The organism is Vibrio sp. HENC-03 (genome assembly GCF_000305755.2).
In the GTDB taxonomy this organism is placed as follows: domain Bacteria; phylum Pseudomonadota; class Gammaproteobacteria; order Enterobacterales; family Vibrionaceae; genus Vibrio; species Vibrio owensii.
Genome location: NZ_JH976049.1, coordinates 211,258 through 226,240, shown reverse-complemented (window position 1 = coordinate 226,240; position 14,983 = coordinate 211,258). Strand labels below are relative to the sequence as shown.

The 14,983-nt window shown below is 45.3% G+C and carries 11 protein-coding genes; 7 read left to right on the top strand and 4 right to left on the bottom strand.

Going from position 1 to position 14,983, the window contains the following annotated elements:
• The first annotated feature begins 1 nt into the window (after position 1).
• Positions 2–718, top strand: coding sequence for a protein kinase domain-containing protein (locus VCHENC03_RS23380; RefSeq protein ID WP_009704388.1), 717 nt, complete (start codon positions 2–4; stop codon positions 716–718).
• Positions 719–744: 26 nt separating this feature from the next.
• Here VCHENC03_RS23380 and VCHENC03_RS23385 read toward each other — a convergent pair whose 3' ends face one another.
• Together VCHENC03_RS23385 and VCHENC03_RS23390 are read right to left on the bottom strand one after the other, a co-directional pair.
• The gene (locus VCHENC03_RS23385; RefSeq protein ID WP_009704387.1) at positions 745–3,888 is read right to left on the bottom strand and encodes an HD domain-containing phosphohydrolase; all 3,144 of its coding nucleotides are present in this window, start codon (positions 3,886–3,888) and stop codon (positions 745–747) included.
• A gap of 208 nt (positions 3,889–4,096) precedes the next feature.
• Positions 4,097–7,225: an HD domain-containing phosphohydrolase gene (locus VCHENC03_RS23390; protein WP_032801990.1), complete on the bottom strand. Its 3,129-nt coding sequence runs from the start codon at positions 7,223–7,225 to the stop codon at positions 4,097–4,099.
• Between the two features lie 518 nt (positions 7,226–7,743).
• On the opposite strand from VCHENC03_RS23390, the gene VCHENC03_RS23395 reads away from it, so the two are divergent.
• Together VCHENC03_RS23395 and VCHENC03_RS23400 are read left to right on the top strand one after the other, a co-directional pair.
• Complete coding sequence (locus VCHENC03_RS23395; protein ID WP_009704385.1) at positions 7,744–8,232, top strand: prepilin-type N-terminal cleavage/methylation domain-containing protein; 489 nt, start codon at positions 7,744–7,746, stop codon at positions 8,230–8,232.
• 92 nt (positions 8,233–8,324) lie between these two features.
• The gene (locus tag VCHENC03_RS23400; protein ID WP_009704384.1) at positions 8,325–8,774 is read left to right on the top strand and encodes a GNAT family N-acetyltransferase; all 450 of its coding nucleotides are present in this window, start codon (positions 8,325–8,327) and stop codon (positions 8,772–8,774) included.
• A gap of 158 nt (positions 8,775–8,932) precedes the next feature.
• On the opposite strand, the gene VCHENC03_RS0125290 is transcribed toward VCHENC03_RS23400, so the two are convergent.
• The gene (locus VCHENC03_RS0125290) at positions 8,933–9,331 is read right to left on the bottom strand and encodes a GFA family protein (RefSeq protein ID WP_032801989.1); all 399 of its coding nucleotides are present in this window, start codon (positions 9,329–9,331) and stop codon (positions 8,933–8,935) included.
• Positions 9,332–9,615: 284 nt separating this feature from the next.
• Here VCHENC03_RS0125290 and VCHENC03_RS23405 point away from each other — a divergent pair, with 284 nt between their 5' ends.
• The 4 genes from VCHENC03_RS23405 to VCHENC03_RS23420 all read left to right on the top strand — a co-directional run bounded on the left by VCHENC03_RS23405 (position 9,616) and on the right by VCHENC03_RS23420 (position 13,786).
• Complete coding sequence (locus tag VCHENC03_RS23405; RefSeq protein WP_009704382.1) at positions 9,616–10,593, top strand: tripartite tricarboxylate transporter substrate binding protein; 978 nt, start codon at positions 9,616–9,618, stop codon at positions 10,591–10,593.
• A gap of 228 nt (positions 10,594–10,821) precedes the next feature.
• Entirely contained in the window at positions 10,822–11,316 is a 495-nt protein-coding gene (locus tag VCHENC03_RS23410) for a tripartite tricarboxylate transporter TctB family protein (protein WP_009704381.1), read from the top strand.
• Between the two features lie 20 nt (positions 11,317–11,336).
• Positions 11,337–12,863: a tripartite tricarboxylate transporter permease gene (locus tag VCHENC03_RS23415; RefSeq protein ID WP_005451899.1), complete on the top strand. Its 1,527-nt coding sequence runs from the start codon at positions 11,337–11,339 to the stop codon at positions 12,861–12,863.
• A 152-nt stretch (positions 12,864–13,015) separates the two neighbouring features.
• Positions 13,016–13,786, top strand: a complete 771-nt coding sequence (locus VCHENC03_RS23420) for a sulfite exporter TauE/SafE family protein (protein WP_005442173.1) — start codon at positions 13,016–13,018, stop codon at positions 13,784–13,786.
• Positions 13,787–13,883: 97 nt separating this feature from the next.
• Here the strand turns inward: VCHENC03_RS23420 and VCHENC03_RS23425 are convergent, their stop codons facing one another.
• Positions 13,884–14,855 (bottom strand): TAXI family TRAP transporter solute-binding subunit, encoded by a 972-nt coding sequence (locus VCHENC03_RS23425; protein WP_009704380.1) that lies wholly within the window; start codon positions 14,853–14,855, stop codon positions 13,884–13,886.
• Between the last annotated feature and the right edge of the window lie 128 nt (positions 14,856–14,983).

The window sequence follows — 14,983 nt, the reverse complement described above, 5'->3', positions numbered from 1 at the left end:
GATGAACACGTTCGCCAATAAAACCCTGTTTAGAGCCTGTGGCGTTACTTATGTAGCGCCTTTGAGCAACAACGTGTTTCAGTGCGAGCACAAACTTTATGGCACGGTAGTCATCAAAGTAGCGCGCAGCTTGGCTGAGAAACGAGCTTTGATGGCGGAAGCGGACTTTCTATCCAAATACGCGTCGGATTACTGGGCGAACTTTCATGGTTACGGCTCACAGAACCACGCCGACTGGTTAATGAGCCAATATCTGGAAGGCAAAACACTTAACGCAATAGAACCTGATTTGTTACCTCAAGACATAATAACCAAGCTTGAATTCACTTTGCTCAATCTACACAAAACGGGATATCTGCATGGCGATATCAAGCCACATAACGTCATCGTGACGCCAAATAACCAAGTTCGGCTTATCGACTTTGGCAGTGTGATTCGAGTTGATGCTAAATACCGAGAGCATACACATACAACCGTTAGCCGGGCCTACAGTGCAACACGCCCTTGTCTGCGTATCGGTCAGGCAAGTAAGAACGATGACTTCTATGCCTTGGCCATGACCTTGCTCAGCTGCCACGATCAACATCCCTTTGCTGGTCTCTCGTTACAAGAAGCGGCAGAATTGCTACCTACCCCAAGCAACATTGATTTACCAACGCGCTACCAAGTTCTGATACAAAAAGAGTGGCAACGAATGCGCCACTCTTTGAAGTTGTAGGGTTTAAACGCTCTAAGGTCTCTGGTTTATGCGTCTGATGATTTCGACTTCAGATACTTCTCAATATCCACCTCATCAACCTGTTCGGTTGGCATAAACTTGTTGGCATAGTCACGGTAAACCCCGCTTTCTAAGAACAACAAGAACAAATCCATATCCAAATGCTCGTCCAGTGCCATCTTGTACATGATGTCGACCGCAACACTCACTGGCTTGGCTTTTTTGTAAGGTCGATCACCTGCGGTTAACGCTTCAAAAATATCGGCAATCACTAAGATGCGTTCTGGGGTTGATAAATCTTCGGCACTCAACCGACGCGGATAGCCTGTGCCTTTCAAGGTCTCATGGTGAGTCGAAGCGTAACGCGGTACGTTACTTAACTCCGGAGGGAATGGCAGTGCCCCCAGCATTTTGATGCCACTGATCATGTGCTCGTTAATCTTGAAACGGTCTTCTGGTGTTAACGTCCCGCGGGAAATGGTCAGGTTGTACACTTCACCCAAGTTATATTGATGCTCTGGCACTTGCACCTTAATACCATGCTCGGGTGCAAATTCCATTGGGCGAACACGCTCGATAATATGGTCAGGCTTATCCGCTAAAAGGTTTTCAACCACAGGTAGTGTCACGTCAGATTTTGGCTTAATCATTTCTTCAAATGGAGAAAGGCCAAGATGATCATCATAGTGACGCAACCAAGTTTGTTGGGCGATTTGTTTAATGCGCTCAATCTTCTCGTCACTCATGAACTCACCACCCACGTTGGCGTTGGCAACAAATCGGAAGTCTTCATCCAACTGCGCAACTCGTTGGTCGAACTTGGCTTGCGCCTCTTCTTTTGACAGTTCACCAGTAGATATCGACTTCCACATTTCCACTTCAGCATCTCGCCTTAGTACTTCGAAACGAGTACGAATTTCATTGATGCGGTTATAGTTGGCTTCTAACTTAGTGCCTTTATCAACGATGTGTTCTGGCGTGGTGATCTTGCCACAGTCATGTAACCAAGCCGCGATACGGAATTCACGTCGTTCGTCTTCATTGTTGAACTTAAAGTCTTTGAACTTACCGGTGTCGCACTTCTCTACTGCCTCTGCCAACATCATGCCGATTTCCGGAACACGATTACAGTGCCCCGCAGTATAAGGAGACTTGTCATCGATCGCTTGCGCGATAAGGCGAATAAAGGCTTCAACAAACTCTTCTTGCTGTTGCTCGTGATGCTGAATCTCTTCCGTCATTTCAGTGACCGAGCCGGACAAATCTGACACTTCTTTGATTCTCGTCTCGACGGGAACCAAACGATCAAATTGGCGTTCTTTAATCTTTATTGTCTCTCGACGTAACGCCAAGATAGGACGAACGATTGGAGCACCAACCTTCCATGCCAATGGAAACAAAATAAGCATCACAAAAGCGGTAATCACTATCGCTTTCGACAAACGACTGGTTACGGCATCAGTGATAACTTTGCCAGAAACAAGCACCGCAAAGTAATCGTTCGTGCCACGTGTCGACTGCAGCTTTGTAATGTAGAGAAAGCGATCTTCGCCCTCGATGTTTACCTTGTTCATCGCATCATGTTTTTCTTCCTGAATCACGAGTTCATAAACTTCAGGATATGGAACAAAACTACCTCGCCACTGGTGAGGCTTAAGCCACTTCTCCTTTAAGGCCATTTTTTGTTCAGGAGTAATAGCAGCAATGGCTTGATTGATAACCTCGACGACCGCTTTGTCTTTGTTTTTCATAAAAAGTGAATATTCGAGCGGCGGTGCGTCCAGTTTAGCAACATGTACATGAGTGAGTCTGACCAATCGCTTTATTTCAACCATGGTCAAATAGCTATCAACGAGATACTTTATCTCCCCCATATGTAAAGCCCGTTTAGCCAGATCTAAATTGGGTTCCTCAATAATGTTGAGTGTTGGATAGCGTTCAAGTAGCCACTCTTTCATGCCAAAACCAGCGACGACGCCAACCGTTTGATTGCTAAGTTCATCCAAGGACGTAGGCATCGGGTTTTCTGTTTTAGTCGCAATCGCAAGTTGGCCGGTAAAAATTGGAGTGCTCTTTATACCTAAGCCATCAGGTGTTCCGAGTACAGGCTGCAGAATATCGATTTCACTCTGACGGTATTTTCTCACTAGATCTTCAGAGCTGAAACCGTTCACAAATTCTAGAATCATGCCTGTTTTCTGAGAGACTAAGTTGAGCACATCAACTGCGTACCCTCCAGGTTCACCACTTTGCGTATAGTCGTAAGGCCCCCAATCATTTTGATTGGAAATCACAAACTCTCTTTGGTTGAATAATGTTTTTTGCTGTTCATTCAGTGCCAAGAGGGACGAGTCCGGGATCTTAACCTCGTGAAAAACATTAACACTTGAGGCAACCACCTCACCGCGATCATTGAAAATGAAGGCTTCAACACCATCTTCTTTCTTCATCCCAAGCTCGGTCGCACTAATTTTCTCGCTCAATGATGACAGTACAGTATCAACACCGATTACCGCTCCTTTACTACGGACAGAGTAGGTTTGCCCCGTGATCTTTAAGTGTTGAAACAGATAAGGATTCGTTTTGTAAACGCTATCTCTTGAAGCACTATCAAACCAAGGCCTTCGTGATGGATAAAAGTTACTTTTCTCTTCAGATTGACGAACGAGGTCCAGTCCCTCAGAGTAGTAAAATGTCTGTTTTGAACGCTGCTCACCTTCGCCCGTTACTTTGATAACAACCCAACGTTCTTCATTTGATGCATCGATTTGTCCACGCACAATCGGGGAAGATTCTAAGTTGATGACCTGATAAAAAAACTCTTCATTGTCAGCAAAATAAATACTGTAAAAGACAGGGTTGTCGATCAGAGTTTGGATGAATACCCGTTGAATTTCAGTTTCACTAAACTCGGAATCACTAAAATCCGCCACACTTCGCAGAATTCCCGCGCTACTCGTCGCACTCGCATCAATTTGATGAATATGGTTACTGACGTCTTTGGCTGTCATGGTTAAGTGCGTCAGGATATGTTCTTCCGACATTTGCTTGCCGAAGTAATACTGCATCCCGAGACCAAGTGATGCAGTCACTGCCGTAGCGATGATAAATAAGCTACCTACCGTAAACTTGATGGAAAACTTGCGAGGAGTACCTGATTTAGTTTTCACGTAATAAAGCCCTCCGATGGCTTCAACAGCAAACTAAGTAACTCTTTTTTAAAATAGAACATCTTGAGTTACATGCACTTCAAGTCTAGTACATATTTTTCATACACTTGCATTGCGTTAGGGCGCAGATCACTTTTACACAATAAAAAGAGCGATACCGAAGTACCGCTCTTTGCTGATGTGTTTGGGAGGGTTAAATCATTGCGACTCAGTGGAAGAGATACTTTTGAATATCAACCTCGTCCACTTGCGTTTCTGGCATAAACTTCTTCGCGTATTCGAGGTAAACGCCGCTCTCTAGGAACAACAAGAACAAGTCCATATCCAAGTGCTCATCCAACGCCATCTTATACATAATGTCGATGGCCACACTCACTGGCTTCGCTTTCTTGTAAGGTCGGTCTCCCGCCGTTAATGCCTCAAAAATGTCCGAAATCACTAGGATGCGCTCTGGAATCGACAAGTCATCCGCACTCAACTTACGGGGGTATCCTGTCCCTTTCAGCGTCTCGTGGTGAGTAGACGCATAACGCGGAACATTGCTTAGCTCTGGTGGGAACGGCAAGGCCTCAAGCATCTTAATGCCACTTATCATGTGTTCATTGATTTTGAAGCGATCTTCTGGTGTCAGCGTACCGCGAGAAATCGTCAGGTTATAAACTTCACCCATGTTGTACTGATGCTCCGGTACTTGCATTTGAATGCCATGCTCCGGCGCAAACTCAACAGGGCGAATACGCTTGATGATATGTTCTGGCTTGTCTTCCAACAGTTTTTCCCTAACCGGCAACTGCGTGTTGAAAGTTGGCTTGTTCATTTCTTCAAATGGTGACAAACCTAAGCGGTCATCAAAGTATCGTAACCACGTTTTCTCAGCGATTTGCTTCACGCGCTCGATCTTATCTTCACTCATGAACTCACCACCAATGTTTGCATTGGCGATAAACTCAAAGTCATCGTTGAGCTGACGTACTTTTTCTTCAAACTCGGCTTTTGCGACGTCTTTGTCTACCTCGCCACGCAACAAGGTATTGAGGTATTCTATTTCTAAGTCTCTGCGTAACACTTCAAATCGAGTGCGAATTTCATTGATTCGGTTGTAGTTCGCCTCTAGCTTGGTGCCTTTATCAACGATGTGCTCAGGTGTGGTGATTTTGCCACAGTCGTGCAACCAAGCCGCGATACGGAACTCTCTTCGCTCAGCGTCATTTTGGAAGGCGAAGTTTTTGAATTTACCGCTTTGACACTTTTCAGCCGCTTCCGCCAGCATCATGCCGATTTCTGGAACTCGGTTACAATGCCCTGCGGTATATGGGGATTTGTCATCGATCGCTTGTGCGATAAGGCGAATGAAGGCTTCAACAAACTCTTCTTGCTGCTTCTCGTGTGTCTGAATCTCAGCCACCATTTCCATCATGGCTTCCGAAAGTTCATCAATCTCTTTAACTCTTGTAGTCACCGGCCACACTTGATCGAAATTTCGAGCACGAATCTTTCTCGTTCTCGCTTTCAGTGCGTAGATTGAACGAGTCATTGGTGTGCCGAGTCGCCAAGCCAGAGGGAAAAGGCCTAACATAACTAACGCAGTAAACAGCAACGAGTTAAACAAACGCTCTGTTACTGCATCGGTGACGATTTCTTTCGGAATCACTACCGAGAAGTAATCATCACCACCGCTGGAACTTGAGATCGGGGTGACATAAACAAAGTAGTTTTGTCCTTCAATACTTCGTCTCACCATGGTGTTGTAGTTAGACGTGTCTTTCGACAATTGAAATACTTCAGGGTATGGCACAAACGTTCCGCGCCAATGGTTTGATTCCAGCCATTTTTGCGTTAACGCTTCTCTTTGCTCCGGTGTAATCGACTCGATAGCAAGGTTGAGCACCTCTAATAAGCCCGCGTGCTTTTGGTTTATGTAAATGTGATAAGGCACTGGCTTCGCATCCAGTTTTCTTACCGTGACGGTCGATGTTCTCTCCAAGCCATTCAGTTCATCCAACGTCAAATAGGTATCAACCAAATAAGGAATCTCGCCTTTCTCTAGTGCTTCCTTTGCATCACTTAAGCTTTCAAATTCAACGATGTTCAGCTTAGGGTAGTTTTCTTGTAACCACTCCTTCATTCCAAACCCGCAAACAACACCCACTTCCTCAGGGAAGTTTTTAAGTGAAGTAGGAATGAAGCGTTGGCTTTTCCCTGCTATCGCCAAGTCTGCGGTGTACATGGTAGCGCTCTGCTCGCCGTATTCAGGTACTTCACCAGACACGGAATGCAAAACATCAATGGTGCCTCTCAAGTACTTTTTCGACAGCGTGATCGATTCAAAACCATTGATAAAATCGAACTCTAAGCCGGTTTGCTGAGAGAGAATTCTCAACAAATCGACCGCATAACCTTGAGGTTCACCAGCTTGAGAAAAGTCATAAGGTCCCCAGTCGTTTTGGTTCGAAACCAATAATGCCGGTGAGTTCATCACAAGCGCACGTTGAGGCTCAGTCAGCGTCAATTGTTCGGAAGGTGGCACTTCGATATCGCGTTCTAGATCGATGTTCGACGCAATCACTTCACCCTTATGGTTGAAGATAAAAGACTCCGCCCCACTTTCTAAACTCATACCCAGCGCGGTTGACGCGATTTTTGAGTTCAGCGTCGACAGTTCAATATCGATACCGATAACATCTTTACCACTGCGGATCGCATAGCTCTGACCCGTAACCTTCATGTTTTTAAACAGGTAAGGCTCGGTCTTATAGACGTTTGTTTCTGTCGCCCCGATAAACCATGGTCGGCGGGTAGGATAAAATGACGTTTTGCTCGCAACGGTTCGGTTCACATTAAAGTTGCTGTCCACGTACGACACGATCATTTGTCTATCCGGACCAATCCCGGTGGCTTTAGCGATGGCCCAGCGATCTACCGCATCGGCGCTCATCTTATCGCGAATCGTTACCGAGGTTTTTAGGTTTATGATTTGAAAGAAATCTTCATTCTCGCTACCCACATACAAGCTTTGAATGAACGGGTTTTCATCCAAAACCTGAGCAAACAAGGTGAGAATTTCTTTTTCAGAAAAGTTGTGGTCAGACATAGAAAGAAAGCTCTTGAGCATTCTTGTACTGCTGATCGCATTGCTATCGACTTGGTGAATGTATTCACTTACATCTGCCGCTGCCGTACTCAACCTTGAGATGACGTGCTCCTGCGACATTTTCTGCCCAAAGTAATACTGCATACCCATAGCAAAGATCGCCGTAAGTGCCGTCACTAACATGAACATGCTACTTACAATGAACTTGATTGAATATTTACTTTTTAGCTCAGAACTGCGTTTCATTCTTGCGCCCCGGCATCACCATAAAGTGCCAAAACTGTCGGCTTTACATCACCATTTACTATCAAAATACTAAATAACCCCATACATAAGCGTAGACTTATACAACGTAATATTTGCTATCAATTTTGCAAAACCTATGTTTAAAACGATCCGATAAATAAGATTGTCCTTCACAGAACCAAATTTATTACTTGTTAATTGACTCAAATTGATGGTTAACAGCGATTATTTTTTGATGCATATCGCAAGCAAATCCATTCTTCAAAAGGCATTCACAAAACCAGACAACACCTTCATCGACACCACCTTTCTAATAAGCTCAATGTTTATACTAGTGGGAATGAAGACACACTGCTTGTCGTGAAAATAAGAAAAAAAGCATCGCTTGTATTTGGGTGAGAAGAAGCACTGATAGGTTTTATCTGTTGAAACAATCGTTCATCTCAAATTTATCCCGAGCACCTCGCTCGGTACTATGACGCCTCTTTTGTGTTACTCCCCATTTATAAGAAATCTCTATGAAACAAAAAGGATTCTCCCTAACGGAAGTGGTGGTTGCGGTTGTGGTACTGGCGATCATTGGACTGTTTTCTGCTCCTAAGGTGATGCAAATGCAACGCGAGGCTCGAATCAATACCTTAGAAGCTTTCGTTGGCGCTTTTCATGCCACCAATGAGGTCGTGATGACCAAGGCCAAAATACAAGGCGTTGAAAAGGAACCTTTGGCAAAACTGTCAGATCATGACATTTATATTCGAATGGGTTCACTCGCGTTGGATGATTTTAACGTGGCGAATGCAATGCAAATCGATGGGTTTAATCTTGCCAATATGGGCTCGACGGAAACACCCTCATTGCTGGTCTATTTAGGTAAGGAAAAATCCCTACAACAAATCCGAGATGCAGGCTGTTTTATCAATATTCATCGTCCTTTCACGGCTTTCGATGTAGAAGGCATCGTGGCCATGGATGAGCTGAAAGTGAGTAGATTCTACGACTATTGTTAGCTCATCATTTTAGAGAGATTAGATTACCGGAAAGCCTTACTGCACATTAGGCGTATGCTTGCTAACGTCCTGTATGCCTTTGAGGTTTTATTATGATCGTTGTAAAAAAAGCAGACGCCTCTGACGTTGCGAAAATTGCCCCTCTTTACCTGAAGTATCTTGAGTTCTACCAAGTCGATGTTTCAGGTAAAGATCCCGAGGCTTTTATCAAAGCTCGTATTGAGAATGAAGAATCAGTCGTGTACTACGCGACTGATGAAAGTGGGCAAACGCTTGGTTTTGCGCAGCTTTATCCACTCTTCTGTTCGTTAGAAATGAAAAAGATTTGGCTTCTCTACGATTTGTATGTGGATTCATCCCAGAGAAAACGAGGGATTGGTGAACGCTTATTGGAACAAGCAGACCAACTGGCAAAAGAGACCGACTCTGCCTTTGTTATGTTAAGCACAGGCATAGACAACAAAGCCGCTCAATCTGTGTATGAGAAACACGGTTACGTACGCGATGTCGAGTTTTATAACTATGTTCACATGCTTAAGTAATCAAACCCGCACGTGAGCAAAAAGCGAAAAGCCGAGTTGTACTCGGCTTTTTATGTTCAACTTACGCCACTTTGTACTTGCTGATAGACAATCAAAAACAAACCAGCAAATACCGCTACCGTCAGTAATATCTTTAACCAAAGAAACTTCATGATTACCTACTCTTCTGGCGCATATTGTTCAAACACTTCTTGAGCTGTCATTTTCTTGCTGTGTGGCTGCAAATCATAGTACGCAGGCTTCTCATCCGTGAAGATCTCTAAGCTCAATTTGAAATCTGGCTCATTAAATAACCCAGCTGAAAGAATGTATTCATCCGTTGCCAATAAATGGTAATAGATGTTCGTGCCGCATTCAGCACAAAAACCTCGTACTGCCCATTGGGATGATTGATAGCGTTTAGGCTCAGCACCACTAAATGTCACATCGGGGCCGCAATGCACCGCATGCAGAGGTCCACTTGACCATTTTCGACACATATCGCAATGACAAAAGCTCACTTCATTGTGCTGAGGTGCAGTCACTTCAATAGCGCCACATAAACATGTTCCTTTCATCGCTGTTCCTCCCTATTCAATCTCCATCATTATGGCGGTTTTAGACTCTTAATTGATGTGACCAACCTAGTCTTTCACCACATTCTCCGGCCGGCATGTTTGCGTGAACTTTATGAACAAAATGTCGCTTATGCTCAATATTCTCTTTATCTACGCATTAGAGACATCACGTTAACACCTTATTAACCTTTAGCTCATCACTAGCGAGTCTCCCTACCTCGTTAGGAGAACAAATAATAAGGCTCTTCAAAACAAGAGAGTCACCAACATAAGGAACGTGAAACATGTTAAAGGTACTCAAACCAACGCTCGCCGCATCCATCATTGCAGCCTCATTTTCTTTCCACGCTTTTGCTGCTGATGTTGAAAAACTCCACTTTCTAATCCCAGGAGGTGCTGGTGGCGGTTGGGATATGACGGCTCGTGGCACAGGTGATGTTCTGGTTAAATCCGACATCGTTGAGAATGTCTCTTTCCAAAACCTCTCTGGTGGCGGTGGTGGTAAAGCCATTGCGCACCTCATCGAAACCGCTGAGCGTCAACCTGACACGTTGATGGTCAACTCCACCCCAATCGTTGTTCGCTCACTGACGGGTATCTTCCCGCAATCTTTCCGAGATCTGACGCCAGTAGCCGCAACAATTGCTGACTACGGCGCTATCGTGACTTCCGCGGATTCGAAATACAACACATGGGAAGATGTGGTCAAAGATTTCGAATCTAACCCACGTAAAGTAAAAATCGCTGGCGGTTCTGCTCGTGGCTCGATGGATCATCTAGTTGTCGCGGCCGCATTTAAAGGCGAAGGTTTTGACGCACGTAAAGTTCGCTACATCGCATATGACGCTGGCGGCAAAGCAATGGCAGCACTTCTATCTGGCGAAACACAATTGCTTTCAACCGGTCTTGGCGAAGTGCTAGAGATGTCGAAATCTGGTCAGGTAAAAGTACTGGCGATTACGGCACCAAAACGTCTAGACGCAGCACCAAACATCCCTACCCTGAAAGAATATGGCAATGAGACTGTATTCGCGAACTGGCGTGGTTTCTTTGCCGCTCCTGGCACAAGCCAAGCCAAGCTCGACGAATGGAACGCAGCTCTGACCAAGATGTACAAAACGGACGAATGGCAAGTTGTCCGTGACCGCAACGGTTGGATTGACAACTACAAAGCGGATAAAGAGTTCTTCGCGTTCCTAGAAGAACAAGAGCAGCAAATGGGCGATCTAATGCGCGAGTTAGGTTTCCTGAAGAAGCAATAACTCCCAACCGAGTTTATGGGGTTAGCTATCCCTAGCCCCAGTTGTATTTGCACTCTAATTTCACCGTATATGGGCATTGTCGATAATCGACAAGTAAAAACTCCTTTGTTTATTGATTGGTAAACACTAAGTAACTCGACTAGCAGCGATGCGCTTAATTGTTAATGACTTAGTCCTTCTTCATTAACGCCCATATACGGTCTTTTCCTGTTGTTCTAGGAGTTGGATATGTCTCATTCAACCAATATTTTTACCAAAGAGAATTTGTTGTGCCGCGATCGTTTCGGCGCGATGATCTTTTTGTTGTTTTGCCTATGCTATGGCTACCAAACTACGCAAATCCCTCTCTTTCCCGGGGATGAATACGAACCCTTCACGGCTCGCACCTTACCAACCATTCTGACCTACGTCGGGATTGGTTTAGCGTTAATGCTATTGGTCACTGGTCAGCCCGATAAACAAAGCGGCGCTGTGATCTCATTCAACTGGAAATTGCTCATCGCGTTTTTAGTTTTGATGGCGCTTTATGGTCTGGGTTTGACTTATATCGGCTTTGTATTAGCGACGGGATTCTTCCTGCTTGCGGGTTTTTATCTTCTTGGCGAACGACGTAAATCGGTGTTGTTCGGCGCCTCATTCCCGTTCGTTATCGCGTTTTACTTGTTGCTCACTCAAGGTCTGGATATCTACCTTGAGCCTGGTCTGATTTTCACCATCTGGTAGTCAAAAGAAAGGACTGAATTATGTTAGATGGAATTCTACAAGGTTTATCCACCGCCGTGATGCCAATGAACATCATGATGGTGATTGTTGGCTGTTTCGTCGGTACGTTTATCGGCATGCTACCGGGGCTTGGTCCTATTTCTGCCATCGCTCTGATGATCCCTATCACCTATGGGTTGGATCCGTCTTCGGGTCTGATTCTGATGGCTGGTGTTTACTATGGCGCGGTATTTGGTGGTTCAACTTCTTCTATTCTTATCAACGCACCGGGTTGTTCTTCAACCGTAGTCACCGCGTTTGATGGCTACCCAATGGCACAGAAAGGGCAAGCAGGTAAAGCACTAGCGCTGGCGGCGTACTCTTCTTTCACTGGCGGTACGCTTTCAGCAATTATGCTGCTTGTGGCGGCACCAGCGCTGGCTAACGTCTCGCTAAGCTTTCAATCTTCTGATTACTTTGCGCTAATGCTTCTTGGCTTATCCGCCGTGGCTGCTTTCGCAGGTAAAGGACAAGTAATAAAAGCATGGATGATGACCATTCTAGGTTTGATGTTGTCTACTGTCGGTATTGATAAAGGCGTCGGTGTTGAACGCTTCACCTTTGGTCTGACAGACTTGATGGATGGTTTCAGCTTCCTATTGTTGGCGATGGCGACCTTTGCGCTTGGTGAAACGTTGATGGGGATTTTGAAACCATCTGAAGACACACGTGATGAGGAACAAGATAAGCTGAGCAACATTGGCTCGATGAAAGTCACCAAGGAAGAAATCAAAGAAGTAGCGCCGGTTTCTATTCGCTCTTCAATCCTTGGCTTCTTTACTGGTGTGCTTCCGGGCGCAGGTGCAACCATCGCAGCCTTCTTAAGTTACGGCATGGAACGTAACCTTGCTCCAAAGGATAAAAAAGAACAATTTGGTAAAGGCAGCATCCGAGGTTTAGTGGCTCCGGAGTCAGCGAACAACGCAGCATCAAGTGGCTCTTTTGTTCCCCTACTTACTCTTGGTATTCCGGGCTCTGGTACAACCGCAATTATGCTAGGAGCGTTAATCGCCTACGGTATTCAACCGGGTCCTCGTCTGTTTGTTGAGCATCCAGATGTGTTCTGGTCGGTAATTATCTCCATGTACTTCGGCAACATTGTGTTGGTTATTCTTAACCTACCGCTGATCCCATACATCTCAAAGCTGTTGGCCGTACCAAGAACCGTGTTGTTGCCGATGATTCTATTCTTCTCTATCACTGGTGTGTATCTGGTTTCTTTCAACACCATGGACGTGTTTGTGATGTTACTTGTGGCAATGGCTGCCATCGCACTAAGGCTGGCAAACTTCCCTCTCGCACCGCTGTTGCTTGGCTTTATCCTTGGTGGATTAATGGAAGAGAACCTGCGCCGTGCATTGATGATTTCCGACGGTGAACTGAGCTTCTTATGGGAACGCCCAATCACACTGACATTCACAGTGCTTGCGGTATTGGTACTTGGCAGTCCGCTGTTTGTAAAACTCTTTCAAAAGCTTAAAGCACAACCAGTAAAAGTTGAGCAATAAGCATTCTATCTCTCCCTCAAGATAGACCTTTGAAACCAAGCCACCCTCCGCGGTGGCTTTTTTCTTGGACTAATCGCTACTTTATTTCTTTGGGTGAGTTGCGTAGTGTTAACCGTTCAGAAACAAAAATTATAAAAACAAAAAGGACCTTTATGCTGCTGGAATTTGCTCTCTTGTTTGCCGCGGGCGTCGTGGGTGGGATCATGAACTCCGTCGCCGGTGGTGGTAGCTTCATAACCTTCCCTGCATTGATGGCGGTTGGCGTGCCACCCATCATGGCGAACGCGACGAATACCTATGCTTCCTGCGCAGGCTACATTAGTGGTGCAATCGGCTTTCGCGAAGAAATCATGAAGAACAAGCAAGAGCTGGCTTTCACTATCTCTTTCAGTTTGATTGGTGGCGCTGTCGGCGCTTACCTTTTGCTGAATACGCCAGAATCTGTTTTTCTTGAAGCGATTCCATGGCTATTGTTATTCGCAACCGTACTTTTTTTAACTGGCTCACGCATGACTGCGTTGATTAAGTCTCTGACCAAAGAGACCAAACACGCCGGCATTTTAGGCGTAATTGCTTTGAGCCTGCTTCTAGTTGGAGTTTCTGCTTATGGTGGCTTCTTCAATGCCGGATTGGGCGTGATCGTCTTGAGTTATTTAGTGGTTGCAGGACACCAAGACATCAACTTAATGAACGGGCTTAAGCTGCTGGTTTCGACCTGTGTTTCCCTGATTGCCATCGTGATTTTTGTGGCCAACGGTTCAATCGATTGGACCAAAGGCAGCGTTGTGATGGTTGGTACGTTAGTAGGTGGCTACTTGGCAGCACGTGTTTCTCGCCAGTTGAATCCCAGCCACGTAAAAGGCTTTGTCGCCCTCTCTTCTATCGCGATTACCATTTACTTCTTCGTAGATGTATATGCCTAACTCAATACCACGATATAACCAAAGCCAAGTGCGAATAACACACAAACTAAAACGCCATCGCAAGTTACGATGGCGTTTTTATTGGTTCTCAGTGAGATTACTTAATCAAGCCCACTTCTTTGTAGTACTTCTCAGCACCTGGGTGAAGTGGCGCAGATAGACCATCTTTCACCATTTCTTCTTTCTTCAAGTTTGCAAATGCTGGGTGTAGACGGCGGAAGTCGTCAAAGTTTTCGAATACCGCTTTCACTACGTTGTAAACCACTTCGTCTGGCACGGCCGTTGAAGAAACAAACGTCGCACCTACACCAAAGGTTTGTACATCGCTTTCTGAACCGCGGTACATACCACCCGGTACGTTTGCGATACGGTAGAAGCTGTTATCAGAAACCAACTTCTCTACTTGTGGGCCGGCTACCGTTACGATGTTGCTGTCACAAGAGGTAGTCGCTTCTTTAATCGCACCACTTGGGTGACCTACTGTGTAGATCATCGCGTCGATCTTGTTGTCACATAGTGCTTTAGACTGCTCTGATGCTTTTAACTCAGACACCAGTTTAAAATCGTCATTCGTCCAGCCGTACTCTTTCATCAGCACTTCCATAGTACCGCGCTGACCTGAGCCTGGGTTACCAATGTTCACTCGTTTGCCTTTTAGGTCATCAAACGTTGTGATGTTCGCGTCTTTACGAGCCACAACGGTGAACGGTTCTGGGTGAACAGAGAACACAGCACGAAGCTCTTTGAATGGTCCTTTATCTTCAAACTTGCTCGTACCGTTATAAGCATGGTACTGCCAGTCTGACTGAGCGATACCTAAATCCAACTCACCTGCACGAATGGTATTGATGTTGTAGATAGAACCACCGGTACTTTCTACTGAACAACGGATGCCATGGTCAGCACGTGATTTGTTCACCAAACGACAAATAGCACCACCCGTTGGGTAGTACACGCCAGTTACACCGCCCGTACCAATGGTTACGAACGTATCTTTAGCAGAAACTGAAAAACTTGCACTTAGTGCAGCCAGAGAAGCCGCGACAGCAATTTGCTTGAGCTTTAACATTGAACGTCCTTATTTTTTCCTTTGTTTATGGCCAGATAAGTATAGCAACCGTTAACAAGTTGATAACGTTCGAGATCACATCCTGAGAATAATCACGACGCCGCAAAAGGCTTTGATCGGTAAGCAAT

Coding starts and splice junctions, on each gene's coding strand:
- VCHENC03_RS23380 (WP_009704388.1), top strand. CDS start 2: ATGAACACGTTCGCCAATAAAACCCTGTTTAGAGCCTGTGGCGTTACT.
- VCHENC03_RS23390 (WP_032801990.1), bottom strand. CDS start 7,225: ATGAAACGCAGTTCTGAGCTAAAAAGTAAATATTCAATCAAGTTCATT.
- VCHENC03_RS23395 (WP_009704385.1), top strand. CDS start 7,744: ATGAAACAAAAAGGATTCTCCCTAACGGAAGTGGTGGTTGCGGTTGTG.
- VCHENC03_RS23400 (WP_009704384.1), top strand. CDS start 8,325: ATGATCGTTGTAAAAAAAGCAGACGCCTCTGACGTTGCGAAAATTGCC.
- VCHENC03_RS0125290 (WP_032801989.1), bottom strand. CDS start 9,331: ATGAAAGGAACATGTTTATGTGGCGCTATTGAAGTGACTGCACCTCAG.
- VCHENC03_RS23405 (WP_009704382.1), top strand. CDS start 9,616: ATGTTAAAGGTACTCAAACCAACGCTCGCCGCATCCATCATTGCAGCC.
- VCHENC03_RS23410 (WP_009704381.1), top strand. CDS start 10,822: ATGTCTCATTCAACCAATATTTTTACCAAAGAGAATTTGTTGTGCCGC.
- VCHENC03_RS23415 (WP_005451899.1), top strand. CDS start 11,337: ATGTTAGATGGAATTCTACAAGGTTTATCCACCGCCGTGATGCCAATG.
- VCHENC03_RS23420 (WP_005442173.1), top strand. CDS start 13,016: ATGCTGCTGGAATTTGCTCTCTTGTTTGCCGCGGGCGTCGTGGGTGGG.
- VCHENC03_RS23425 (WP_009704380.1), bottom strand. CDS start 14,855: ATGTTAAAGCTCAAGCAAATTGCTGTCGCGGCTTCTCTGGCTGCACTA.